This is a genomic window from Limnobacter sp. (assembly GCF_043511195.1).
Classification (GTDB): Bacteria; Pseudomonadota; Gammaproteobacteria; order Burkholderiales; family Burkholderiaceae_B; genus Limnobacter.
In genome coordinates this window covers 2,781,303-2,805,238 of sequence record NZ_CP121330.1, presented here as the reverse complement: position 1 = coordinate 2,805,238, position 23,936 = coordinate 2,781,303, and the positions used below count along the sequence as shown (strand labels likewise).

Annotated in this window: 17 protein-coding genes; 6 read left to right on the top strand and 11 right to left on the bottom strand. The window is 52.4% G+C overall.

Annotation, left to right across the window (positions count from 1 at the left end; translation table 11 throughout):
- Positions 1-102: 102 nt before the first annotated feature.
- Both P0D43_RS13320 and P0D43_RS13315 read right to left on the bottom strand, forming a co-directional pair.
- Positions 103-3,429 (bottom strand): PAS domain S-box protein, encoded by a 3,327-nt coding sequence (locus P0D43_RS13320; RefSeq protein WP_394672647.1) that lies wholly within the window; start codon positions 3,427-3,429, stop codon positions 103-105.
- Positions 3,430-3,565: 136 nt separating this feature from the next.
- Entirely contained in the window at positions 3,566-4,468 is a 903-nt protein-coding gene (locus P0D43_RS13315) for a LysR family transcriptional regulator (protein ID WP_394672646.1), read from the bottom strand.
- A 103-nt stretch (positions 4,469-4,571) separates the two neighbouring features.
- Between P0D43_RS13315 and P0D43_RS13310 the strand changes: the two genes are divergently transcribed.
- Positions 4,572-5,240, top strand: coding sequence for a haloacid dehalogenase type II (locus tag P0D43_RS13310; RefSeq protein ID WP_159571583.1), 669 nt, complete (start codon positions 4,572-4,574; stop codon positions 5,238-5,240).
- A 102-nt stretch (positions 5,241-5,342) separates the two neighbouring features.
- The gene (locus tag P0D43_RS13305; RefSeq protein WP_394672645.1) at positions 5,343-7,196 is read left to right on the top strand and encodes a hypothetical protein; all 1,854 of its coding nucleotides are present in this window, start codon (positions 5,343-5,345) and stop codon (positions 7,194-7,196) included.
- Between the two features lie 56 nt (positions 7,197-7,252).
- Here P0D43_RS13305 and P0D43_RS13300 read toward each other — a convergent pair whose 3' ends face one another.
- Positions 7,253-7,462 (bottom strand): cold-shock protein, encoded by a 210-nt coding sequence (locus P0D43_RS13300; protein WP_008251850.1) that lies wholly within the window; start codon positions 7,460-7,462, stop codon positions 7,253-7,255.
- Positions 7,463-7,716: 254 nt separating this feature from the next.
- Here P0D43_RS13300 and P0D43_RS13295 point away from each other — a divergent pair, with 254 nt between their 5' ends.
- Positions 7,717-8,517 (top strand): GNAT family N-acetyltransferase, encoded by an 801-nt coding sequence (locus P0D43_RS13295; RefSeq protein WP_201301489.1) that lies wholly within the window; start codon positions 7,717-7,719, stop codon positions 8,515-8,517.
- A 21-nt stretch (positions 8,518-8,538) separates the two neighbouring features.
- On the opposite strand, the gene ppx is transcribed toward P0D43_RS13295, so the two are convergent.
- Positions 8,539-10,038, bottom strand: coding sequence for an exopolyphosphatase (ppx, locus tag P0D43_RS13290; protein WP_394672644.1), 1,500 nt, complete (start codon positions 10,036-10,038; stop codon positions 8,539-8,541).
- 144 nt (positions 10,039-10,182) lie between these two features.
- Between ppx and ppk1 the strand changes: the two genes are divergently transcribed.
- A complete protein-coding gene (gene ppk1 / locus P0D43_RS13285; protein ID WP_394672643.1) occupies positions 10,183-12,324 on the top strand; it encodes a polyphosphate kinase 1 in 2,142 nt (713 codons plus the stop codon).
- Position 12,325: 1 nt separating this feature from the next.
- On the opposite strand, the gene P0D43_RS13280 is transcribed toward ppk1, so the two are convergent.
- Positions 12,326-14,620 carry a RelA/SpoT family protein gene (locus P0D43_RS13280; protein WP_394672642.1) on the bottom strand — a complete coding sequence of 765 codons (2,295 nt, stop codon included), beginning with the start codon at positions 14,618-14,620 and terminating at the stop codon, positions 12,326-12,328.
- A 30-nt stretch (positions 14,621-14,650) separates the two neighbouring features.
- Positions 14,651-15,511, bottom strand: a complete 861-nt coding sequence (locus P0D43_RS13275) for an alpha/beta hydrolase (protein WP_341237397.1) — start codon at positions 15,509-15,511, stop codon at positions 14,651-14,653.
- 84 nt (positions 15,512-15,595) lie between these two features.
- Between P0D43_RS13275 and P0D43_RS13270 the strand changes: the two genes are divergently transcribed.
- The gene (locus P0D43_RS13270; protein ID WP_341237414.1) at positions 15,596-16,363 is read left to right on the top strand and encodes a 3-hydroxybutyrate dehydrogenase; all 768 of its coding nucleotides are present in this window, start codon (positions 15,596-15,598) and stop codon (positions 16,361-16,363) included.
- A 368-nt stretch (positions 16,364-16,731) separates the two neighbouring features.
- Here the strand turns inward: P0D43_RS13270 and P0D43_RS13265 are convergent, their stop codons facing one another.
- The 5 genes from P0D43_RS13265 to P0D43_RS13245 form a co-directional block, all read right to left on the bottom strand.
- Positions 16,732-17,535 (bottom strand): transglutaminase N-terminal domain-containing protein, encoded by an 804-nt coding sequence (locus tag P0D43_RS13265; RefSeq protein ID WP_394672641.1) that lies wholly within the window; start codon positions 17,533-17,535, stop codon positions 16,732-16,734.
- Positions 17,532-18,491 (bottom strand): alpha-E domain-containing protein, encoded by a 960-nt coding sequence (locus P0D43_RS13260; RefSeq protein ID WP_394672640.1) that lies wholly within the window; start codon positions 18,489-18,491, stop codon positions 17,532-17,534. The genes P0D43_RS13265 and P0D43_RS13260 overlap by 4 nt, the downstream gene beginning before the upstream one ends.
- A gap of 12 nt (positions 18,492-18,503) precedes the next feature.
- Entirely contained in the window at positions 18,504-19,919 is a 1,416-nt protein-coding gene (locus P0D43_RS13255) for a circularly permuted type 2 ATP-grasp protein (protein ID WP_341237394.1), read from the bottom strand.
- A gap of 99 nt (positions 19,920-20,018) precedes the next feature.
- The gene (locus P0D43_RS13250) at positions 20,019-22,304 is read right to left on the bottom strand and encodes a DNA internalization-related competence protein ComEC/Rec2 (protein ID WP_394672639.1); all 2,286 of its coding nucleotides are present in this window, start codon (positions 22,302-22,304) and stop codon (positions 20,019-20,021) included.
- 240 nt (positions 22,305-22,544) lie between these two features.
- Entirely contained in the window at positions 22,545-23,330 is a 786-nt protein-coding gene (locus tag P0D43_RS13245) for a TatD family hydrolase (RefSeq protein WP_394672638.1), read from the bottom strand.
- A gap of 15 nt (positions 23,331-23,345) precedes the next feature.
- On the opposite strand from P0D43_RS13245, the gene P0D43_RS13240 reads away from it, so the two are divergent.
- Positions 23,346-23,891, top strand: a complete 546-nt coding sequence (locus P0D43_RS13240) for a DUF2062 domain-containing protein (protein WP_159571551.1) — start codon at positions 23,346-23,348, stop codon at positions 23,889-23,891.
- Positions 23,892-23,936: the final 45 nt, after the last annotated feature.

The following is a 23,936-nucleotide window of genomic DNA, read 5'->3' as shown; positions in this document are numbered from 1 at the left end:
CCTTAGTGGTGGTTTATTTGTTGTAGTCGAGCAAGTATCGCCAATGTTTACAAAGTGAAGTATCTCTAGTTTTGGGGGATTCCCCTTTTGAGTGCTTTGAAACTAAAGCGATTCTGTGGATTGCTGCCCTTGAATATCCAGCAGTATCCGAATCAGGGTCTCTTTCTTGAATGGTTTAATAACGTGTTCGCACATGCCGGCGTTCAGAATGTCCATGCGGTCCTGCTCACTGGCCGATGCGGTTACGGCTACGATGGGTGGTGCTGCATTGCCCAACTCTTCGAGAATTCTGGCGGTGGCTTCATAGCCGTCCATTTCCGGCATTTGCAAGTCCATCAACACCATGTCGTAGCGTGCAGTGATACAGGCTTGCACGGCTTCCTTGCCATTTTCTGCCAGGTGCACTTGTGCCCCCCATTTCTTCAGCATTTCCGAGGCCACCATGCGGTTCAGTTTGTGGTCATCGACCACCAACACAAGCTTGTTCAACATCGGCGGAATGGCCGGTCCAGTGTCAGCGGGTGCGTCCTGAGTTTGCAATTTCAAGGCTTGTTGGTCCTCAGCCCTTACTTTGAATTCGGGCTCAATACAGTCCACTGTGAAGTGAAAGGTTGTGCCCAGCCCTGGCTTGCTTTCTACCCAAATACGTCCGCCCATCAGCTCAACCAGGTTTTTACAGATCGACAGGCCCAATCCAGCACCGCCGTAGCGGCGCGATGAGCTGTCATCGACCTGACTGAAGGGTTGGAACAGGGCTGCGCATTGCCCCTCGTTCATGCCTATGCCGCTGTCCTTTACGCTGAACTGCAACTGTTTGCCGTCCGCCACGCTTTGTACCTGCAAATGAATTCGCCCCTTCTCGGTGAATTTCAGTGCATTGGATAACAGGTTGTTCAATATCTGAGCCAAACGCAGTCGATCGCCTTTCAGGCTGACCGGGCAGTTGGCGTCTTTGGTGCAATACAGCTGAATCGCTTTTTCCTCGGCCCTGTACGCAAACAGGTCGGTGGTTTTTGTAAGTACTTCGTCCAGCAGAAAACGGTTGCGGCTTAGTTCCAGCTTGTTGGCTTCAACCCTTGAAATGTCCAGAATATCGTTCAGCACATTCAGCAACACATCGGCAGCGGAACCGATTTTGCTGAGGTAGTCGCGTTGCCGTGCTTGCAGGTCTGTGTCCTCGAGCAATTGCAGCAAACCAATGATCGCATTCATCGGCGTACGAATCTCATGGCTCATGTTGGCCAGGAATGCGCCCTTGGCCTTGCTTGCGGCTTCTGCTTGTTGGGTACGGTCGGTTAATACATGGTTGATTCGTTCAAGCTCGCGTTGTTGAGCCTTGAAGTCGGTGATGTTGGTGGAAATCGAGAAGAAACCCTCAACTTTGCCGTACAGCACATCGGGAATCAAATGCACCAGCATGTCGGCATGGCCACCAGAGGGCAGGGCCTTTCTGCGCTCGAACCGCTGTTTTTCACCTTTGAGCACACCCAACACATAGTGGTGGTCATGCAAGAACAATTCTTCACCAAGCACTTTGCGCATGTGCTGCCCGCGCATTTTGTCAGCAGGAATATCGGACCATTTTTCATGGTTGCGGTTGGCAAAATGGCAGCGCAAGTCTGTGCTCCAGTAAGAGACTAATCCTGGCAAGCACTCCGACAAGGTGCGCAAAAAGTGTTCACGTTCAATCAAGGTGGCTTCATTGCGCTTGCGCTCTGAAATATCTTGAATTTGGGAAATGAAGTAAATCACCCGCCCGTTGTCATTGCGAACGGCCGACACCGAAAGGTGAACCCACACGACATGTCCGTCTTTGTGAATGTACCGTTTCTCCAGTTGATAATTGTGTCGCCGACCCTTCAGCACATCACGCACCAGATGGGTGTGTTGCATGGTGTCCTGTGGATGTGTAATCGCATCAAAATTGAACCCCAGCAATTCTTCCATGCTGTATCCAAGAATTTCTGACAATGCTTTGTTAACCTGCAAAAACTGGCCTTTGAAGTCCAGCATGGCCATGCCAATTGCCGCCCATTCAAACGAGGCGCGGAATCGGGCTTCGGCCTCGCGCAATGCATCTTCAAATTGGCGTTGCACGGTCACATCCACGTTCACTCCAATCATTCTGAACGGAATGCCTTTGGCGTTTCGATGGGTTTTTGCACGGGCCTGAATGTGGCGAATCCGGCCATCGCTGGCGCGTCGAATATTGAAGTTGAATTGAAACGTATCTTGATTCCTGGACGCCTCAAGCAAGACTGTTCCCAGTGTGTGGACGTCTTCAGGCACCACGTAATTCAACCACTCTCGGTAGGACACCAATTCCTGGCTGTCTTGCACGCCATAAATTTTGCGCATAGCGCTGTCCCAGCGAATAAACTTTTCCTGAATGTTGTATTCCCAAACACCGATCCCTGCGCTTTCGGTGGCCAATTGAAAACGTTCATCATTGAATTGTTGGTCTGCTTTGACTTTTTCATTTGCCAGAATTCGTTGAGCCTGGTGGTTCATGCTGGCTTTGATCATGAGTACGGCAAGTATGCAAAAAGCCAGGTAACCCAAAAACAAGCTGATGGTTTGCTCTCGCCACTGGGCTTTCATGTGCGCCGCGTCCGCCCAGGTAATCAGGTAAAGGGGAATTGGTGTATTTAATTCTTCCGAGTTTGCAAGCGACAGGCTAGCGAAGTAGTGATCCTTGAACAGCCCGTGTTCAATCAAATTGCCCGTCACGTCTGCAGAATTTGCTTGTGCACGAAAGGATTCGAAATAGGGCAGTTGTTTGCCCAGGATTTTGGTGAATTCGGGTTGGATGAGAAGTACGGTACCGTCTTTGTAGGCCAGCCCACTGCGCATGTGCTCGCCGAGTTGAAGCGATGTCACCATGCGTTCAAGGTATCGGACATCAAGTCTGCCTTGAATGATCCCCAGCGTTTCACCGCTTGCAGTTTTGATCTGATAGTTAATGATTAATACAAGCTGCTTGTTTGCAGTGAATGATTCGGAAAATGACACCAGCCGTTCGTTGTGCAGCTGTTTTGCATTCGGTGTAAACGTCGCCTTGTTATTCGTCAACTCAGCGTCTTCACCGGTCTGACCCAAAATATTGCCTGCAGCATCCCTGACTACAATGGCTTGCATTGCTGGAAGTGCACTCTTGAGCAACTCCAGTCGCGTCTGAATATTGTTGGTGTTGTTCAGTCCAATCTGATCAGACAATTGGTGTGTGGTTTCATCAAACGATCGCACAATGGCACTGAATTCGTCATGCAAGATATCGTGAAGTAATCGGAGCTGTGTTCGTGTGTTTTGTTCGGCTGAATCATTGATACGACGAAGATCAGCCGCCGCCATTGCAAGCAACGCCAAGCCAAGCACGCATAGCATGGCTGCGGCCAGAATCCATTGATATCGGATTTTGCGTGTAGTCACCGAAGAAGGCCTGTGGCAAGTGGAAAAAGAGTGCTGTGTGTTGGGGGCAAATCACCCCATAGCGATTCTGTTACACCTGCCTGTACATCAATTCAAAGATTAAAGGGGGCTTTTCACGGTTTATCGCCCTCAAGTTTCAGGCGTTCCAGTACGAGTCAATGCTGTAGCGGTGTTTCAGGAAATCGATCCACAAGCGAACGCGCAGGGGGAGGTGTTTCCTTTGAGGGAATACAACGTAAATTGCATTGGGTGGCGCAATGAAATCGTCCAGAACGGTGACCAGGCTGCCGTGGCGAAGGTGCTGTTGCACCTCCCAGCGGCTGCGCCAAGCCAGCCCGGCATCGTCCAGTGCCCAATCCAGAATCGATGAGCCGTCATTGCAAGCCAGGCTGCCGCTTACCCTGATTTGTGTGGCTTCGCCATTGATTGTGAACAGCCAGCCACTTGGGGCGCCCGAGCTCACCAGATTCAAACAATTGTGTTGGGCCAAATCATTGGGGTGCTGCGGACAACCGTGCCGTTGCAGGTAGGTTGGGGTGGCAACCACCAGCCGTTGGTTGTCTGCCAGTTTCACACCGACCAGGCTGGAGTCAGGCAACACACCAATGCGGACTGCACAGTCCATGCTTTCATTCAACAAATCCACAACCCGGTCTGACAAATCCAGCGACACAGTGACTTCTGGATGCTCGCGCACGAAATCATGCACCAACGGCGCCACGTGCTGCCTTCCAAAACCACCCGGTGCTGATACGCGAAGGTGACCGCTGGCCTTGATGCCACCCAGGCTTACACTGGCTTCGGCATTGGACAGGTCGTTCAATATTCGCTGACAGTCCTCCAGAAAGGCTGAGCCCTCATAGGTCAGGTTCAAGGTGCGGGTGGTGCGAATCAGAAGTTTCACGCCCAAGCGTTCCTCGAGTGCATCAAGGCGTCTGCTGATCACAGCCGGTGCCACGCCTTCATCCCTGGCCGCTGCCGAAAGGCTGCCTTTTGTGGCCACTGCCGCAAAGGTGGTAATTTGTTTAAAGTGATCCATGCTTTTGCGTAAAAGGTAAAAATGTCTTCAATTAATTGAAAGAGTATGCTGGTTTAATTCAATAAACTAGAGATTAATCAATTCGCAATGAAAGGTGTAATGAATGGCAACTCCGAAATTGGTACTTTTTGATGCGTATGGCACCTTGTTTGATGTGTATTCAGTCTCTAGCACTGCAGAGCAAATATTTCCCGGGCAGGGCGCAGCGCTATCCGTGCTGTGGCGCGATAAACAAATTGAATACACGCGCCTGCGTGCCATGGCTGGGCGCTACAAGCCCTTTTGGGACATCACCATTGATGCGCTGCGTTATGCCTGCGAGGCACTCAAGCTTGATTTAAGCGAAGAACGCCAGCGCCGTTTGCTCAATGTGTATTCAAGTCTTGCGGCTTATCCCGAGAACAGAGCGGTGTTGCAAGCGTTGAAAAGTCGGGGCATCAAAACTGCAATTCTGTCCAACGGCAACACAGAAATGTTGAACGTGGCAGTGCGTGGGGCGAACTTTCAGGACCTGCTCGATGCCGTACTGTCCGTCGATTCGCTGCAAACCTTCAAAATTCACAGCGCTGTGTATCAAATGGGTTTGAATCACTTTGGGCTACAAGCGTCTGAGGCCTTGTTTGTTTCCAGCAACTGCTGGGATGCATGCGGCGCCTCCTGGTTTGGTCTGCCCACACTCTGGGTGAACCGCGCTGGTTTGCCTCTGGAAAGGCTGGATGTAGAACCCATGGCGACTGGCCGCAATTTAAACGACGTGTTGTCCCTCATCTGAGGGAGCAAGAGTCCAAGATTTTGCCAGCCATGTTGATTCGTGGCACCGTAATAAAAAAAATACTGTCGATCCTTGTCTTGAGTTCAAGAAAAGGAAGTAGTAATGGCTGGCTCCCCACCATTGGTTTCAACGCATTCAGGCGCGGTTGTGCCTGTTGAATCAAGGTTTTCGCCCAGGAAAGATGATTTTTCTTTGCCCGCCTGTCGGGCTCACACCATTCGCAAAGCGAACTACAAATCGCTGGGCCATGGGCAGCTGGTTCGCAAAGGCTGGCAATCCAGGCTGCGGGCCTGGATCGAGGGTAACAATGCAGACGCGCGTTATCACCGGGCGGCTTACGAAAGCAGCCAGCGGGTATCCGCTGCATTGTTTGCGGAGCAGTACAAAAATGCTGTTGGCGGCAAACCAGTTAATGTTTTTGACAGTGCCTTGCTCAAGGCACGGTTTTACCGACAAGACAATTTAAGGTTTAACCCCGAATTAAGTGAGCCCCAGTTTGGTTTGTCCAAACCAGATCAGCGTGCGGTCAAGCTTTCTCGCTGGGCCCACTGCGCAAATGGTGTCACTGAACTAGGTGCAGCGCCCACTGGCTTGCTGTTGAAACTCAGCAAAATCGCAATAACGCCCAATCGGGATGACAAGTCCTTCACCAGCCAGCTGCGTGTCCTGGCTGCTCTCCCCTTGGTCGCGGGCGCCGTAGCACTGTTTTCCCGAGGGGTATTCACCGAGGGTTTGGGCCGGGCTTTCAACAATGTGTCGCAGGCATTGCTTGCTGACATGCGCGCCCTTGCATGCAGCTTTAGTGCAATTTCGGCGGTCTCTGCCATGGTGTCTCTGGCACTTGGTGCAAGCAGTTGCATGGTCGCTTCAAAATCCAGTTTGAGTGGCGCAGTGACGGGCCTGATCCAGTTCAACAAGGACAAGCACCTTCACCGTATTTTTTTGTTGTTAAATGACGTCAAAAACAAGCCAGGCGCCATCACCTTGCTGGCAAAAGCCTTGCGATACAAGATCGGCGAAAAATACTGTGCTGCAAATAGTTTGCCTTTGTTGTTGAATCGGCTGCTTGAGAACACCAACAATTGTCAAAACGAAGCACAGATCAAGCAGGCCATTGAAAAAACGATTGGGTCTTATCTTACGGAGTTAAGCCCGACTGGCAGTACACCAGGCAACTTTCTCGATGCCAAGTCAGCCAAAGCCGAACTGTTGACCCGTGAAAATCACTTTTTGGCTTTGACCAACTTGATCGAACATTCTGCCGTTCATTCTGATCCACACGAAAATTTCATGGATCTTCGCCACTGTGTTGAGAAGGGCGCAGAGACGTTGCGCAAGGGTGTGTTCAACAGTCTTGTGCATGTTCTTGGTTTTGTCAGGAAAGAGGGTGGGCAGGCGCAAGTTCGGCCAACCGCAGCCAGCTTGCGTTACAGCGCGGAAAGTATGCTGAACAACTCGCATCAATATGGGCCGGTGACGCGCAGTTTGGCCCGGATGTCCGAGGGGCTGAGGGTGTTTAATCACGGCATTCTGATGTCTCTGAATTATCAGTTAACCCGTCCAATCGCCAAGTTGGCGGGATACATTACCGAGTCGGCACTGAAAATACCCAATTCCCGCACGGCGAGTTTCAGCATAGGCCGGGCAGTGGCCAGCTCTATCTGGGCCGCAGTCGATGCGTTTCTTTTTCTTTCTCTGGCGGCGGGCAATGGTGTGGGCTTGGGTGGGCCCGAGGCATTGACCAAGGTCAAATTCCCCTTGAATGTACCTTTTGGTGCCATTGGCTTGGGAATTTCAATTATCAGCACTGCTGCGCAAATGCTCTTGGTTGCCATACCAGCCGCCATTTTGATGGGGGCTGCCAAAGGCGCTTGTCATCTCGAAGGTTGGAATGGCAACGTGGCGAGGCCACTGGAACTGGCGGGTAGCAAAAGAAAACCTGTGGCCTGGGCTTGACACGACAGGTATAAAAAAAGCCGCCCGAGGGCGGCTTTTTCACGTAGACGCGAGAATTACAGCGCTGTTACGTTTTCAGCTTGTGGGCCTTTCTGACCTTGAGTCACAGTGAAAGACACTTTCTGGCCTTCAGCCAAGGTTTTGAAGCCGTTGCCCTGAATGGCGCTGAAGTGTACGAACACGTCAGGACCGTTTTCACGGGAAATGAAGCCAAAGCCTTTGGATTCGTTGAAAAATTTAACTTGACCGGTTACGGTATCAGACATAGCAATATCCTGGATTTCTGAATTGAACAAAATAGCTAAAAAACTGGGTGAAATTCGAGAAACAGAACTATTGCTTAAGCGGTTTGCCTGAATTGAACTGACCTGAAGTAGCGCCAAATTTTTTTTGCTGAAGCCAGTTTAGGCTTTTCCTGAAGCTTGTCAAGCAACATTTTCAGTTCAGTCACCTTTTCTTCACATTTCTTTTATCGCACTGTCACATGCAATCCGTACATTTCGTGTCATCGAAATGACAAATGGACCCTTGGATGGAAGCGATCAAGCACGATGTCACCAAGCAAGATGCCTTGAGAAATGCCTTGTACCTAAGTACTCCTGCGCGCGCACAGGCCCCTTCGCTGGAGGTTTGTCTGGCCAGAACAGCCGCTGAGGTGCTTGAGGCCCAAAAACTACGTTTTAATATTTTTTCCGAAGAATATGGTGCAGATCTGGGTAGTAACGGGATTGATCATGATGTGTTTGATGCCTACTGTGATCACCTTCTTGTAAGAAACAGCCAAACCGGCGAAGTGGTGGGTACTTACCGCATTCTCGCGCCAGAGAATGCGGCACGCCTGAAATGCTGGTACTCAGAGACCGAGTTTTTCATGAACCGCATTGAAAGGTTGCGCAAAACCACCGTTGAGGTAGGCAGGTCTTGCGTACACCCGGATTACCGCAATGGCGCGGCCATCATGCTGCTGTGGAGTGGTATTGCGCAATACATGAAGCTGGGTGGCTACAAGCACCTGATTGGTTGCGCAAGCGTCAGCCTGCGCGATGGAGGCCACCAGGCTGCCAGCCTGTTCAAGCAGCTTGAGCCGCACCTGGCCGAAGCCAGCTGCCAGGTATTCCCTAAGAACCGTTTACCGGTTGAGCGCTTGCGTTGCGACGTGGAAATTGAGCCGCCACCCTTGGTAAAAGGTTATTTGCGCCTTGGCGCGGTGGTGTGTGGCGAGCCCGCATGGGATCCCGATTTCAACACCGCAGACTTCATGATGCTGTTGTCAATCGACAAGATGAGCCCACGTTACGCAAGGCACTTCGGTTTTATCTGATCGTGTTTGAATAAGCCCGGTTCAGCGCCGGGTCCGCACCTCCAGTTCAAGCCCGATTCGTTGCCACTGTTCAACCTCTGTTTCAAGGCTGTATTGGGTCAAGGGGTGGGTGATCAGCCAGTTTTTAGGCACACTTATTTGAATGCCTTGTTCAAGCAGCTTCACCTTGAGTTCGGGCAAGGCCTCTACCTCCCTGCGGCGCAAAAACAGGGCTGCAAGGCGCAAGCACATGGGCGCTGCCCAGTGAATGGCGGTGTTGGCGATGTCGCTGACCTTGCCCAGTTTTCCGTTGTGAGCAAGCACCCAAGTCGACAACAATTGTTGTTCGCGTTTTGAAAACCCGGGCATGTCTGCGTTACTGAGAATGTAGGCAGCATGCTTGTGGTGACCATTGTGACCAATCGACAAACCAATCTCGTGCAACATGGCAGCCCAATGCAGCATCGGTAGCTGCTCTTTTAATTCGGGCAATTGTTTCATTAGTTGCTTGAATAACAGTTCGGCCAGTACTTTGACCTTGCCCGCATGTTTGCTGTCAATTTTGTAGCGGTGTAAAAACTGCGCAACTGTAATTTCGCGCATGTCTTCGTTGTGCTGGCGGCCCAGCATGTCATAGAGCAAACCTTGGCGTAACGCACCATCGGTCACATCCATTTGTTCAATTTCAAGCTCTTCAAACACGGCACTCATCACTGCAAGGCCGCCAGGCATCATGGGCAAGCGATCAAGCTTCAGCCCCTCAAGGGTAATGTTGTCCAGGTGCCCGGCTGCCGTGACATGTTCTCGAATCAGCCTCAGGCCTTCAGCAGACATGCCATGTTGGGTAAACCCGTTTGAAATGCATATTTCAGCCAAAGCCCTTGCTGTGCCTGAAGATCCAATGGCGTGAGTCCAACCCATGTCCAGCATCTGGCGGCGCAGTACCGCAACTTCTTTGCGTGCCGCCATGATGGCGTTTTTCATGGCGCGGGGGCTGATGCTGCCATCGGTAAAGTATTGCTGGGCAGTGCTCACGCAACCAATGTACAAACTTTCCATGGCTTCGGGCTCGTAGTCTTCGCCAATAATGAATTCAGTGGAGCCCCCACCAATGTCGACCACCAGGCGCTTGCCCTGTCCAATGGGCAATTGGTGGGCAACACCGCAGTACACCAGGCGAGCCTCCTCAACACCCGAAATTACATCGATCGGGAATCCCAGCGCGGCTTCAGCCTTGGCAATAAATTCGGCAGCATTGCGCGCCACCCGCACTGCGTTCGTGGCGACGGCACGCACCTCGCCCGGCTTGAACGAGCGCAAACGTTCGCCAAAACGGCTCAACGCGCCAAGAGCGCGCTCTTGGGAGTCTTCGTCCAGGCACTTCTGAGCGTTCAGGCCTGCACCCAAACGAACGGGTTCTCGAAGGGTATCAATGATGTAAATTTGGGATTGCCCGTTGAGCTCTTCCACTCGGGCAACAATCATTCGAAAGCTGCTGGAACCCATGTCAACGGCGGCAATCAACTGGCGTGGCTTGGACATTGTGTGGTCTGTGATTCGGGTCAGGCGCTAGGATGCCACAAATGAAGCACCCTGGTTTTGTTTGTGGCCATTTGACCACTTTCAAATGTTTGTCACATTTTTGAAATACCATCAAGGGTAACGCATCGACACTTGGAGTATTGCTTGAAAGTAGCAACCGTCACGGACGTAGCACCCAATAAAGAATTGTATTTGAACCGCGAGTTGGGTGTATTGGCCTTCAATCGTCGGGTTTTGGCCATGGCCGAAGACGAGAGCGTGCCTTTGCTGGAGCGTTTGAAATACCTGTGCATCGTGTCCAGCAACATGGACGAGTTCTTCGAGATCCGGGTGTCGGGGTTGCAAGAACAAATCCGGCAAAATCCGGAATTCACCGACAAAGACGGCTTGAGCGCACTGGAAACATTGCACCGGGTTTCTGTGGCCTCGCAAGAAATTGTTGGGCAGCAGTACCGTTTGCTCAATGAATCGGTGTTGCCCGCCCTTCGGGAGGAAAGCATTGCCTTGATGACACTGGCGACCTGGAATGAGGAGCAGGCACACTGGGCTCGCCAATACTTCCGGCACGAGGTGTTGCCTGTTTTAACGCCGATTGGACTCGACCCCGCACACCCGTTTCCACGTGTGCTGAACAAATCCTTGAATTTTGCTGTTGAATTGACTGGCCAAGATGCGTTTGGTCGAGCATCGAATGTGGCCATTGTGCAGGCCCCACGCGCTTTGCCACGCCTTGTTCGCATGCCGTCCAATTTGTCGGGTTACGAACATGGTTTTGTGATGTTGACCTCGATTTTGCAGGCCTTTATTCCCGAACTTTTCCCGGGCATGGAAGTGCACGGTGTGTACCAGTTTCGCGTAACCCGCAACAGTGACCTTTATGTGGATGAAGAAGAAATCACCAATCTGCGTGTGGCTTTGCAGGGCGAGTTGTCGCAGCGACATTTTGGCGATGCTGTGCGTCTTGAGGTAAGCGATCAAACGTCAGCCGACATGACTTCACGTCTGTTGAAGGAGTTCGGGCTGTCTGAACAGGCCCTGTATCGCGTAAACGGCCCGGTGAATTTGGTGCGCTTGATGCAGTTGCCAGACTGGGTGGATCGCCCTGATTTAAAGTTTGCGCCTTTCGCGCCAGGGCGACCTGAAGCACTGGTGAAGCAGCCTGATATCTTCAAGGCGATTCAAAAGGGCGATGTATTGCTTCATCACCCTTATCAAAGTTTTAGCCCTGTGCTGGAATTCATCAAGAAGGCTGCGACTGACCCCGATGTGGTGGCTATCAAGCAGACCATATACCGCACGGGCACTGAATCGGTGTTGATGGACAGCTTGTTGGCTGCAGCCCGCAGTGGCAAGGAAGTGACGGTGGTGCTGGAGTTGATGGCCCGTTTTGATGAAGAAGCCAATATCAACTGGGCATCCAAGCTTGAGCGCGTGGGTGCTCATGTGGTGTATGGGGTGGTGGGGCAGAAAACCCACGCCAAAATGGTGATGGTGGTTCGCCGTGAAAAAACCGAGACCGGCAAGGTGATACTGCGTCGGTATGTTCACTTGGGTACCGGTAACTACCACCCAAAAACTGCGCGTTTGTACACCGATTTTGGTTTGTTTTCCTGTGATGAATCGTTGGGGCACGATGTGCACGAGGTGTTTAACCATTTGACTGGTTTGGGCCGTGCCCGCAAGTTAAACAAAATATGGAATTCGCCCTTTAATTTGCACAGCAATGTGGTGATAGCAGTACGAAAAGAGGCTGAGCTGGCCAAAGCCGGTAAAAAATGTCGGATTATGGCGCGCATGAATGCCTTGCTCGAGCCGAATTTGATCAATGAGTTGTATGCGGCTTCGCAAGCCGGTGTAAAAATTGATTTGATCGTTCGGGGTGTGTGCGCGCTGCGTCCCGGAGTTCCGAACCTAAGCGAGAACATCACTGTTCGCTCTGTGGTGGGTCGTTTGCTGGAACACAGTCGAGTGTTTTACTTCAGCAATGATGGCGATGAAGAAGTCTTTATTTCCAGCGCAGACTGGATGGACAGAAATTTCTTCAGGCGTGTGGAATTGGCCGTACCGGTTGCCGACAAGAAACTGAAAAAGCGCGTGATTGACGAAGGATTGAAAGCTTTGCTGGCTGACAACATTCTGGCGTGGACCATGGATTCTCAGGGGAATTACACCCGCAAGAAGCCCACGGGAGCGCGCCGCATGAACTCGCAGAATTATTTGTTAACAACACTGGCGGCCAGTTTTGTGGAACACAGGGAACCTGTCAGCCCGCCGGAATCAAGTTGAATTAGCGTCGCCGCACTTCAAACACCCCGTTGACTTCGAGCAGGTGTGTCAGTGCGCCTCGCAATTGTTCACCGCTGTTGACTTCAGCGGTGAATTGCATTTTGGCAACCCCGCGTTGTGTTTCAGTTTGCACGCCAATCACGTTGATTTTGTCTTTTGAAAACACTTCAGTGATATCGCGCAACAAACCTTGCCTGTCATTCGCGGTCACTGCAATGTCGACCGGGTAATGAAGGCCCGAGGATTCTCCCCAGGTGGTGTCAATCAGGCGCTCGGGTTGGCGACGCATGACCTCGGCCAGGTTGGAGCAGCCCAGGCGGTGAATGGATACACCTTTGCCACGGGTTACAAAACCGATAATGGGATCGGGTGGAGCAGGGCGACAGCACCGGGCCAGGTTGGTCATCAGGGTGCTGACACCCACCACCAACACGCCCGATTCTTTGCCCGTTGAGTTGCCCAATGAGCCGGCTTTGCGCTTGTTAAGAATTTCAATCTGTTCTTCGTCGGACAAGGGGCCCGAGGGTTGCAGGTCGGCCCGCAATGCATTTTCGATCGCGCGGGGTCGTATTTCTTCACGGGCCAGCGCAACATACAAGTCATCGGGTTTCTCGTATCCCAGCTTCTGGGCCAACAACTCCAGGTTTTGTGCGGTTTGCCCAATGCGTTGAAGTTCGCGCTCGGCAATAGCACGGCCGCGTTCAAGCGTTTCTTTGCGTTCTTGTTGTGCAAACCACTGCTTTACCTTTTGGCGTGCGCGGTGGCTGATCAGGTACTTTTGGGTCGGGTTTAGCCAGTCGCGGGAAGGCCCGGTGGCCGCGTCGCCCCGCGCGCTCACAATTTCCACAGTTTGGCCGTTGTCCAGCGGGGTGTTTAATTGCACCATTTGCCCGTTTACCTTGGCACCCCGGCAGCGGTGACCCAGCTCGGTGTGTACATGGTAGGCAAAATCGAGTGGTGTGCTGCCAGTGGGCAATTCCACCACTTTGGCTTGCGGAGTGAACACGTACACCCGATCATTCAGGGCGCTGGTTTTCATTTCCTGCGCCCAGTCGCTGGCCTCGCCCATGGTGTCGGTCACATCTTTTTGCCACGCCAGCAGTTGGCGCAACAAGGCAATGCGTTCCTCAAACTGACCCTCAGCGCGACTTTCGCCGGTGTAACCGTCTTTGCCCGATTCTTTGTAGCGCCAATGCGCAGCCACACCATATTCAGCGAACTGATGCATGGCCTCAGTGCGAATTTGCACCTCGAGTGTTTTACCGGTTTCGTCCTGCACCACGGTGTGCAGGCTTTGATAACCGTTGGGCTTGGGTTTGCTGATGTAGTCGTCAAACTCCTCGGAAATGGGGGTCCACAAGTTGTGAACAATTCCCAAGGCTGTGTAGCAGTCATCGACTGTGTCTAAAATCACCCGGCAGGCACGCACATCGTACAGCTTGTCAAAGCTGACGCCTTTGCCACGCATTTTGTTCCAAATGCTGTAGATGTGTTTTGGGCGACCGGTGATTTCGCAATGAATACCGGCAAGCAGCAGGTTTTCCTTGATACTTGTCATTGCAGATTCAATGAAGGCTTCGCGCTCAATGCGCTTTTCATCCAGCATTTTCGCCACGTTTTTGTACGTGTTCGGTTGCAAAATGCGGAATGACAAGTCCTCAAGTTCCCACTTCAGTTGCCACAGGCCCAAGCGGTTGGCCAAGGGTGCATACAGGTCAAGGGTTTCTTGCGCGTGCGACACGGCATAGGCCCACAAAGGACCTTTTTCGTTTTTGATGTCGTCGTGACTGGTGAAGTGCCGCAGGGTTTGAAGACGCGAGCACAAACGAATCATGATGACGCGAATGTCGGTGGACATGGCCAACAACATTTTGCGCAGGGTTTCAATTTGATCGGCCCAGCGCAAGGTTTCAATGGTGGTGCGGCTGGCACTGGGACCCACCATGGATCGCATTTTGAAAAGCTTGCGCAGGCTGGCCAGCATGCGGCCTACCTCGTCCCCAAATTTCTTCTCCATTTGGCTTTCAAGGTGTTTGTCGAAAAACACCAAGGGGCCCAAAGCACCGGCAATTCGGGTGTTGGCGTCAGCTCGCAGCTCAGCCAACAGGTCGGCCACCGCCAGCATGTGTTGAATGGCAGATTCTTGGGTGTCCAGAAGATGATCGGCCGCATGAGCCCGGGCGTAGTTGAGTGCTTCCTCAACGCGGGCAGCGTCAAATTTATTCAACAACACCAGGGCAGGCGCAGAAGCGCTGCCTTTTTTTTCAGAGCCCAGTGTTGATGAAACTGAAACCATGTGTGCTTGGGTGGATTCGTTAAGACCAGTTTAAAACAAAAAGTCGCGAACAATATTAATTTGCTCGTTCTGCATGAAAGTAGGGGCATGACCAACGCCCGGCACCTCGATAACGCGTGGCCTGGGGCCACGTTGACTCATTTCCGACACTGTTTGTTTCGACAGCAGGTCGGAGTGTTCCCCGCGCACCACCAAGGTGTCGGCCTTGATCGCATCAAATGCTGCCCAAAGTGCAGTTTCATGCAGCAAGGTGGTGGATTCTGACAGGTTTTGAAATGCCTGGCCGATTGCGGGGTCGTAGTGAGGCTGCCAATGTCCGTTTTTTTCGATCAACACGGAATCGCACAATTCATTCCATTGCGATTCAGAGTGTGGGCCAAAGGGTTGGGAAATTGTTCGAATATAAAGGCGTGCTTCTTGAAGTGTTTGAAATTGAACGGGTTTCCCAACGTAATCGCCAATGCGTTGCAAAGCGCTGAAATTCAGGCTTGGCCCAACATCATTCAATATCAGCTTTCGAATGGGGTTTTTGGGCAGGCTAGCATAGCCCATGCCGATCAGCCCACCCATGGAGGTACCCAACCAGTCCAGTGTCTCTGCATTTAAACGGGCCACCAGTGCCACACAGGCGCCAACATAGGTGGGTACGCCATACAGGGCAGGATCAGCCAAGCAATCCGATTTCCCCCGGCCTGGCATGTCGGCTGCTACAACGCGTATGGATTTGCCCAATTCCTGGGCCAGCGCTTCAAAATCAGCACTGCTGCGGGTGAGTCCATGCACACACAACAGCACATGTGGGTTGTCGGGGTCGCCCCATTCGCGGTAGGCTAAATTGTGTAAGCCTTGCGGGCTTAACCATTGCACGGTGTGCAAGCGCGCTGTCAGCATTGTTCAATACCCTCCAGTGAATTGTTTTAATCAGTATTTCAGAGTTTCATTATCGAAAGAGGTTCATCCGTGGATTTTAAGAACATGAATGCGTTGGTCACTGGTTCGACCAGTGGTATCGGTTTGGGTATTGCCCAGCGCCTGGCTGCCAAGGGCGTGAACGTGATGCTCAACGGTTTTGGGTCGCCTGAACAAATTGAAGCGGCCAGGCAAAGTATTGCTGCTTATGGCGTGAAAGTGGGTTACCACGGCGCTGATTTGACGAAGGTGGTTGAAGTTGAAGACTTGGTGAGAAGTACAGAGGCTTTGTTCGGCAGTCTGGATGTTTTGGTGAACAACGCAGGTATTCAACATGTTTCGCCGGTGGAAAGCTTTGATCCTGCAAAGTGGGATGCTGTCATTGCGATCAACCTGAGCGCGGCTTTCCACACCACGCGATTGGCCTTGCCCGGTATGCAGGCACGCAACTGGGGGCGTATTGTCAATATTGCTTCGGCGCATGGTTTGGTGGCGTCGGCCAACAAATCGGCTTATGTGGCGGCCAAGCACGGCATTGTGGGTCTGACCAAGGTAGTGGCTTTGGAAAATGCGAAAAGCGGTATTACCTGCAACGCGGTGTGCCCGGGCTGGGTGCTGACCCCGCTTGTACAGGCGCAGGTTGATGCGCGTGCGGAAAAAGAGGGCGTTTCCGTGGAAGATGCCAAAGTGGGCTTGTTGAGTGAAAAGCAACCTTCGCAAGAGTTTGTAACACCCGAGCAGTTGGGTGGGCTGGTGGTGTTTTTGTGCTCGGACGATGCACAGGAAGTGCGTGGTGCTGCATGGAATATGGACGGCGGGTGGGTGGCGCAGTAAGCGTCGCTTTGTGGGCTGCAGATCCCGATTTTCTGGGTCACCGCCACGGTTTGTTGCCCACTCTGCATGGGTTACTTGAGCCGCACTTGAATGTTCACCGCTGGGTTCAGCGCCCAATCGGCGGCGGTGTTTCGATCGCTTCGCCTTCAAGAAAACCTGCCCGTTTGAATTCACCCGCCACGGTCGGCCATCGGCCGGCACCGAGACTCGGCCCGCCTTTTTGCCGAGCGAGGTGAGTCAGGGGGAATTTCAAAAAGGGAAATACAGGTTTTCAGGCGAGAGATCGGAACCCAAGCCGATTTGGCAGTTAACGAGCGTTCTAGAAAGCGGAACCCAAGCCGATCGGGCTATAAAAACCAGTTGGTAATCTAACCAACCCGCTCAATGGTCACTTGAACGTCCAAACTTTCTTGCCCACCCCCAGTGCGAATGCCGCGAATTGGCGATGCACCCGTGAAGTCTTTGGCAACAGCCAGGCGGCAGTGATTGCCTTGCACCAATGATTTGTGCGTGGCGTCTACCCCCAACCACTGCTGCCGATCTTCGTCGAACACCTCGACCCACGCGTGGCTGTCGTGTTGCTCCACATTGGGATTGAAAAAATAACCACTCACATATCGCGCAGGAATGCGATGCGCACGCAGGCAGGCCAGCATCACATGCGAGTGATCCTGACAAACACCCTGACCATTCTCGAAGGCTTGCATGGCAGAATCAGCCACCGTGGTGCTGCCTTTGGTGTACACAACCCGGTCTGCTACTGCATGCGCCAGTGTCAGTATTCGATGTGCAAATGGAACGTGGGTATCGGTCACGAAACTGGCAAAGTCCCGCATCTCATCGCTGTACTGCGTCAATGGCGTTGTGGGCGTGTACACCAGGGGGTTGAGTGAAAATTGGCGGGCCGGGGTATAACCATCGTCAAGTGGATCAATTTCAACCTGCCCTTGTGACTGTACTGTTAATTCCCGATGTTGCTGATTGACCGAGAAGGTGTGTACGGCATTGCCATGGTGATCGCGCGCACTGTGATGTTTCGAGGGTGTTTTTATTTTCCAGTCGATGATTCTTTGCTTGTTGTCTTGCTGCGGTGTCAGGCGCACATGCTGGATGCTGTACAGCACGGGCCATGTGTAGCGATAAGTGGTGTGGTGTTGAATACGCAGCTTCATACCTCAAGCGGCACCAGGAAATCTTTGCTGATTCGGTTGCCCAAATCGTTCACACGCTCCAGGAAATTGGTGAGATAAGCGTGCAAACCCATCTGCAAAATATCGTCGATTTGGCTGTACAACAACTCTGCACGCAGCTTACCCGCGCGGCGTTCAGTGGATGCGGAATAGTCGTTTCGAATCATCTCCAGGTTGGCACACACTTCATTGAGCGAGGCCAACAGTGACCTTGGCATGTCATCACGTAAAATCAGCAGCTCGGCAACACGGTCGGGTGTAATCACATCCCGATACACCTTCCGGTAAGTTTCGAACGCAGACACTGAACGCAAAATCGCGGCCCAGTGATAATAGTCGGCATGTGGGTCGGCGGTATTCAAGTTGGCCAAAGGGCTAAAAGGCATGCTGTGGAACTTCACATCCAACAGTCGCGCGGTGTTGTCTGCACGTTCCAGAAAGGTACCCAGCCGAATAAACCGAAATGCGTCGTCCTTCAACATGGTGCCAATGGTCACCCCCCGGGACAAATGGCTGCGAAACTTCACCCATTCAAAAAACTCGGATGGATCGCGTTCTACAGTTCCGTCAGTCAATACCTTTTTTAATTCAAGCCAGGTGGTGTTGTTGGTTTCCCAAACTTCGGTGGTGAGTGCGCCACGCACCGCACGTGCGTTTTCCCGGGCACCTTGCAAGCAGCAATAAATGCTGGAGGGGTTGCTGGGGTCTTTGACCATGAAGTCAATCACGGCCTCTGCGCTAACCTCGTCGTGGCGTTGCGCAAATGCTTCGGTCAATTCGCAAATTGACAGCATGGCTCGCCATCCTTGTTCCGCATTCTCCGGGTCTTGCGGAAGCAGGGCAGTTTGTACGTTGACATCGAGCATGCGGGCTGTGTTCTCGGCACGTTCAATGTAACGTGCCATCCAGAACAAGTGGTCAGCAGTTCTACTTAGCATGTTGATTGCTCCTTATCGTTCCAGTACCCAAGTGTCTTTGGTGCCACCGCCCTGGCTGCTGTTCACCACCAGCGAGCCCTCACGTAGCGCCACCCGGCTTAGGCCGCCCGGGATCAGGCTGACCTTGCTGCCCGATAACACAAAGGGGCGCAGGTCAATGTGGCGGGGCGCCAAGCCCTGTTCCACAAAGGTGGGGCATGTCGACAAAGCCAGTGTGGGTTGGGCAATGAATTTCGCAGGATCAGAAATGAGTTTCTTGCGGAAGTCTTCAATTTGCGCCTTGGTGGATGCCGGTCCTACCAACATGCCGTATCCACCCGCGCCATGCACTTCTTTCACGACCAGTTCAGGCAGTTTGTCCAGCACCTCTTTCAATTGCTCGGGTTTGCGGCATTGCCAAGTGGGTACGTTTTGAATAATCGGTTCTTCGCTGAGATAAAAGCGAATCATGTCAGGCACATAAGGATAGATCGATTTGTCATCGGCCACACCCGTGCCTATGGCGTTGGCCAGTGTGACATTGCCTGCGCGGTACACCGACAACAGGCCGGGAACGCCCAGTTGTGAATCTTCGCGAAATGCCAGTGGATCGAGAAAGTCGTCGTCCAGCCTGCGGTAAATGACATCCACACGTTTTGGACCTTGAGTGGTGCGCATGTAGAGCACTTCCTCATCCACAAACATGTCTTTTCCTTCCACCAATTCAATGCCCATTTGCTGGGCCAGAAAGGCGTGCTCGAAATAGGCCGAGTTGTACATGCCTGGCGTAAGCAACACCACTGTGGGGTCGGTGCTGTTTTGTGGTGAGACCGAACGCAGGTTTTCCAGCAAATTGTCGGGGTAATGTTCCACTGGGGCCACGCGGTTGCGGGCAAACAGTTCCGGAAACAGGCGCATCATCATTTTCCGGTTTTCGAGCATGTAGCTGACGCCTGAAGGCACTCGCAGGTTGTCCTCGAGCACATAAAACTCGCCTTCACCGGCACGCACCACGTCCACACCTGCAATGTGGGCATAAATATCGCCAGCCACTTTCACGCCCTGCATTTCAGGGCGGTATTGTTCATTGTTGAAAATCTGTTCAGGCGGAATTAGCCCTGTGCCCAGTATTTTTTGCTCGTTGTAAATGTCTTTCAAAAACATGTTTAGCGCTTGGACACGCTGGCGCAATCCGGCTTCCAGTGTTTTCCATTCAGACGCCTTGATGACGCGCGGCACGATGTCGAATGGAATTAATCGCTCCGTTCCCGATTCTTCGCCATACACAGCAAACGTAATCCCCACCCGTCTGAAAATAAGATCTGCCTCGGCTCGCTTGTTTTGCAATTTCTCAGGGGTTTGTATTTCCAGCCATCGCGAAAAATCCAGGTAATGCGGGCGAATTTCGCCACCGGGCGTGTACATTTCGTCGAAGGGTGTTGCTGACATAAGTTGATTATTCCTGTTCTGTGTAGTTTTGAAGTAACAAGAAGCATGCCAAGCGCATGCAGGCTGATTGTGTCGCGCTCAGGCATAAAGTTAACAGTGTTAACGACCTTTTGCACCGCTTTCGTGCATGTGCCAGTATCGCTGGCGTTGCTGGTGTGCGTTGAGCACTTCAGGCTGAACGTTCATGTGGTTGAACTTCCATTTCATTGCACCATTTTGGGCGGTATTGGACCATTGGACGCCCATGGTTTCGTATCGTTCAATCACGTGTCGGTGTGGATGACCAAACTGGTTTTCCCAGCCAGATTGTATGAGGGCGTACTCGGGCCGCACAGCGCGAAGAAACGGAGTGGTTGATGACGTTTTTGATCCATGGTGGGGCACTACAAGTACCCGGGACCTTAGCGCGTTTGCCCCGTGTTGTGCCAACAAGGTCATTTCCGAAATCGCTTCGATGTCACCCGTCAACAGCACACTGTGCAGCGTATTGCTGATTCTCAGTACGCAACTTTGATTGTTCTTTGCCAATAACTTTTGGGACTTATCGTGGGGTGAGTGAAGTCCGAGTGGGGTGAATGTCACCCCGTCCCAGGTCCACGGCTTCAAGGTGTGGCAATTGCTGGTGCTGCTTTGAAGAGTTTGAGCGAGCAAGTTTAAATGGTGTTGTTTGTCGATGGACGACGCAAACTGAGCGGGTACTGATTTTTGTAATAACAGGGGTGCACCGCCGGAATGATCTGCATCGTCATGTGACAGCATGAACATATTGGCCTGCCGATATCCATGGGCGGCCATCCATGGCAGGACCACGCGCCTGGCCGAGTCGGATCGCGAATTGAAAGCAGGGCCAGCGTCGTAAATCAGCAAGTGTTTCCGGGTTTGAATGCTGATGGCTGTGCCTTGGCCGACATCCATCAGGGTCATCCAGAAATCATTGTGTTCTGGCCGCGGTGGCGGAAGTGCCAGCAAGCCAATCAGCCCGATTCCGACCCACCGGGCAATAAGTCCGGCAGGTAAAATCAATACCAGACAACCCGTGGCCACCAATGCATTGATCCACCAAGGCTGGTTGTGTACCGGTACGGTGGCCCAGCTCAATTCATTGAAATAGACAAGCCATTCGCGCTGTACAGAAAGACTGTCGGCTGCCAGCAGCAGCGCCCATGCTTGTTGCGTCAAGCCGCCAATCAATGCCAGGGGCGTGCTCACAAAACTCATCCAGGGAATGGACAGGGCATTGGCCACAGGGCTGATGAGTGATTGTTGGTTGAATAAAATTGCGCACGGAAGTATCAAACCAATGGTGACCGTGTACTGGGCTTTCAAAGCGTTGGCAATGAATTCATGCTGGGGTTTAATGAAGTAGTAATGCCCTTGGGTGACGAGGATCAACAGTGCCACGGCACCGAAGGAGAGAATGAAACCTGCATCCTGTACAGCCCAGTTGTCGAACGCCAGGGTTAAGAACAAAGCGAGAAAAAATGTGTCCCAGCTGCTTTGATGCCCCGCGCGCACCTGCCCCACAAACAATGCAAACAGCATGAACACGGTGCGTTGGGCGGGTACGCCCCAACCTGCAATCAAACCGTACAGGACTGCAAACAGCAAACCGAAGGCACTGCCCGCCAATGGAGCGGGTAGCAGTAGACAAAGCAATGAGGAGCGACGCCACAACGCACTGAGAAATTTGCCTGCCAGCATGGCAAACAGTGTGATGTGCAAACCGGAAATGGCAACCAAATGCGCAATGCCAGTGGCATTGAACATTTCACGATCCTCGGCGCTGATCAAGCCTTGATCACCGACTACCATGGCCAACACCAAAGCCCGTTCGGGGTGGTTTTGCAGGGCGGTCACAATGGTGTTTGCAACATGCAGACGAGCACGCTCCATCCACACCAACGGATTCAGCATGGCTGCTTCAGGTAATTTCTCCAGCTCGCCTTTCAATTGGGCGGTGCCAGCGATTCGATTGGCAAACCAGTGGCGGTGAACATCGAAACCTTCCAGCTGCAAAGGTGCTTTGGGCGATTTGATGCGAACCATTGCCCGGAAAAACTCTCCTGGTAGCAGTTTTTGGTAAGTGGTTGCATTCTCAACAAAAACTTGCAAACGAGCGCCGTTCATCAGGCAGTCACTCTTAAGCCACGGGCTTTCTGGTGTGTGTTCAATCAGCCAGGTTTGTGCGCTGTTGTCGCGGAATGTTTTTTCAAGCAGGCGGAATTCGGATTTGATTTTTTGTTTGTTGCAACTCAAGGGGACCTGTGCGTGTTGATGTGCAGCCGCTTGAAGGCCCGCGCACATTTGCGCCATGACAGCACCCAGAATAAACCAGCTTATTTTCTCGAGGATGGATTTGCTGACGCCGCCGCGAATACCAAGCATCAGGAAACTTGCTGCCCATGCGAACAGAATGAGACTGTTTCCGCCCAGCGCTTGATGAACTTTTACCCAAGTCCATGGCAGAGTGGTTTGGCTGTGGAATAGCAGAAGGCTTAGCAAGTAAGCTGTTGTGAACAACGGCAGGGAAGGCACGACTTGGTATTGGTGTGGAGGCAAGCCCACAAGCGTGCACCAATGTGTTCAAGTTCACCAATGGTGATCGAATTTGGGTGATGGTTTTGGTTAGCTTTGCAGGGCGAGTGCGGGCAGTACGCGTTGTGCGTTTCGTTCTGTTTGCGCTGAAAGTTCTTGTAAACTCAGCCCGCGCAATTGCGCAATGGTCTGTGCAATTCGGGGCAAATGCTCCGGTGCGTTGCGTTGTTTGTTGATCCATTCAGGTGCAATGTCAGGCCCATCGGTTTCAAGCACCATGGCATGCTCGGGCAGCTCGGTAGCCAGTCGCCGCAGCTGCAGTGCCCGCGTGAATGTGCTTGCACCGCCAAAGCCAAGGCACATGTTCAAATTCAAAAAATGTTCAGCTTGCTGAAAGCTGCCGTTAAACGCGTGGGCAATGCCGCTGCGTGGTTTATAAACACGCAGGCTTTTTAAAACTGGGTCTTGTGCCTTGCGCACATGCATGACCACGGGCAAATCAAAATCGCGGGCCAGCTTCAATTGAGCGTTGAAAAACCGCACCTGCTTTTCCCAATTCAGGCCAGGCACAAACCCATCCAGACCTATTTCCCCGATGCCCGCAAACTTGGGGTCATCAATTGATAGCTGAATTTTTTGCTTCAAGGTCAGCAAATCTTCTTCGCGCGCATTGTCTACAAACATGGGGTGTATGCCCAGGCAATAAACCGCGCCTGCGGTGTGGTGGGCCAATTTTTTTACGGTATCAAAATTGAATGCGCCCACGGCGGGCAATACAAAGCGGGTAACATGCAATTCACGCGCACGCTGAACCACAGCAGTGCGATCACTGTCGTATTCAGAAGCATCAAGGTGTAGGTGCGTGTCGGTCCACATACTTTAAAGTTTGCCATGTTTCGTCGGAAAATTCGCAAGTACCTGCCCACGCCCGATCATTTCGATCGCCTGGCTTGGGCACGGCCATTCAAACGCTTCTTGGGGCACCCGAATATTTGGGCCTTGAATCGAAAAAGTATCGCGGGTGGTGTGGCTGCTGGCCTGTTTTGCGGGTTGATCCCCGGGCCTTTTCAAATTTTCGGTTCTCTCATTTGGGTGCTGGTGGGCAAGGTGAACATGCCAGTGGCGTTTGTCGTCACCCTGTATACCAACCCGATCACGATTGTGCCGCTTTATCTGATTGCTGTCGCTTATGGTGACTTTCTTCTTGGCGGGATAGGGCAGGCCAATATTCAACCTGCACCACACTGGAACTGGTCCGCTTGGTTGGATTCGTCACGCGCTTTCCTGGACTGGATGTTCTCCATGGGGCCATCGCTGGCGGTGGGGCTGCCCGCACTCATGGTGACCTTGTCAATATTGGGTTACATCAGCGTTCGCGTGGCCTGGAACATTGGCGTTCGAATTGCGGTGATACGCAGGCGTAAGCGTTTGGGTTAACCCAGAACCAACCCACTCTCACCACTTGTGGTGGCACCTTTTTCC

Bases quoted from the DNA above. Each gene is read 5' to 3' on its own strand.
- P0D43_RS13250 (WP_394672639.1), bottom strand. From the start codon at position 22,304: ATGCTTGGTATTCGCGGCGGCGTCAGCAAATCCATCCTCGAGAAAATA.
- P0D43_RS13245 (WP_394672638.1), bottom strand. From the start codon at position 23,330: ATGTGGACCGACACGCACCTACACCTTGATGCTTCTGAATACGACAGT.
- P0D43_RS13295 (WP_201301489.1), top strand. From the start codon at position 7,717: ATGGACCCTTGGATGGAAGCGATCAAGCACGATGTCACCAAGCAAGAT.
- P0D43_RS13255 (WP_341237394.1), bottom strand. From the start codon at position 19,919: ATGTCAGCAACACCCTTCGACGAAATGTACACGCCCGGTGGCGAAATT.
- P0D43_RS13240 (WP_159571551.1), top strand. From the start codon at position 23,346: ATGTTTCGTCGGAAAATTCGCAAGTACCTGCCCACGCCCGATCATTTC.
- P0D43_RS13280 (WP_394672642.1), bottom strand. From the start codon at position 14,620: ATGGTTTCAGTTTCATCAACACTGGGCTCTGAAAAAAAAGGCAGCGCT.
- P0D43_RS13300 (WP_008251850.1), bottom strand. From the start codon at position 7,462: ATGTCTGATACCGTAACCGGTCAAGTTAAATTTTTCAACGAATCCAAA.
- ppx (WP_394672644.1), bottom strand. From the start codon at position 10,038: ATGTCCAAGCCACGCCAGTTGATTGCCGCCGTTGACATGGGTTCCAGC.
- P0D43_RS13315 (WP_394672646.1), bottom strand. From the start codon at position 4,468: ATGGATCACTTTAAACAAATTACCACCTTTGCGGCAGTGGCCACAAAA.
- P0D43_RS13260 (WP_394672640.1), bottom strand. From the start codon at position 18,491: ATGCTAAGTAGAACTGCTGACCACTTGTTCTGGATGGCACGTTACATT.
- P0D43_RS13270 (WP_341237414.1), top strand. From the start codon at position 15,596: ATGAATGCGTTGGTCACTGGTTCGACCAGTGGTATCGGTTTGGGTATT.
- P0D43_RS13265 (WP_394672641.1), bottom strand. From the start codon at position 17,535: ATGAAGCTGCGTATTCAACACCACACCACTTATCGCTACACATGGCCC.
- P0D43_RS13305 (WP_394672645.1), top strand. From the start codon at position 5,343: ATGGCTGGCTCCCCACCATTGGTTTCAACGCATTCAGGCGCGGTTGTG.
- P0D43_RS13275 (WP_341237397.1), bottom strand. From the start codon at position 15,511: ATGCTGACAGCGCGCTTGCACACCGTGCAATGGTTAAGCCCGCAAGGC.
- P0D43_RS13310 (WP_159571583.1), top strand. From the start codon at position 4,572: ATGGCAACTCCGAAATTGGTACTTTTTGATGCGTATGGCACCTTGTTT.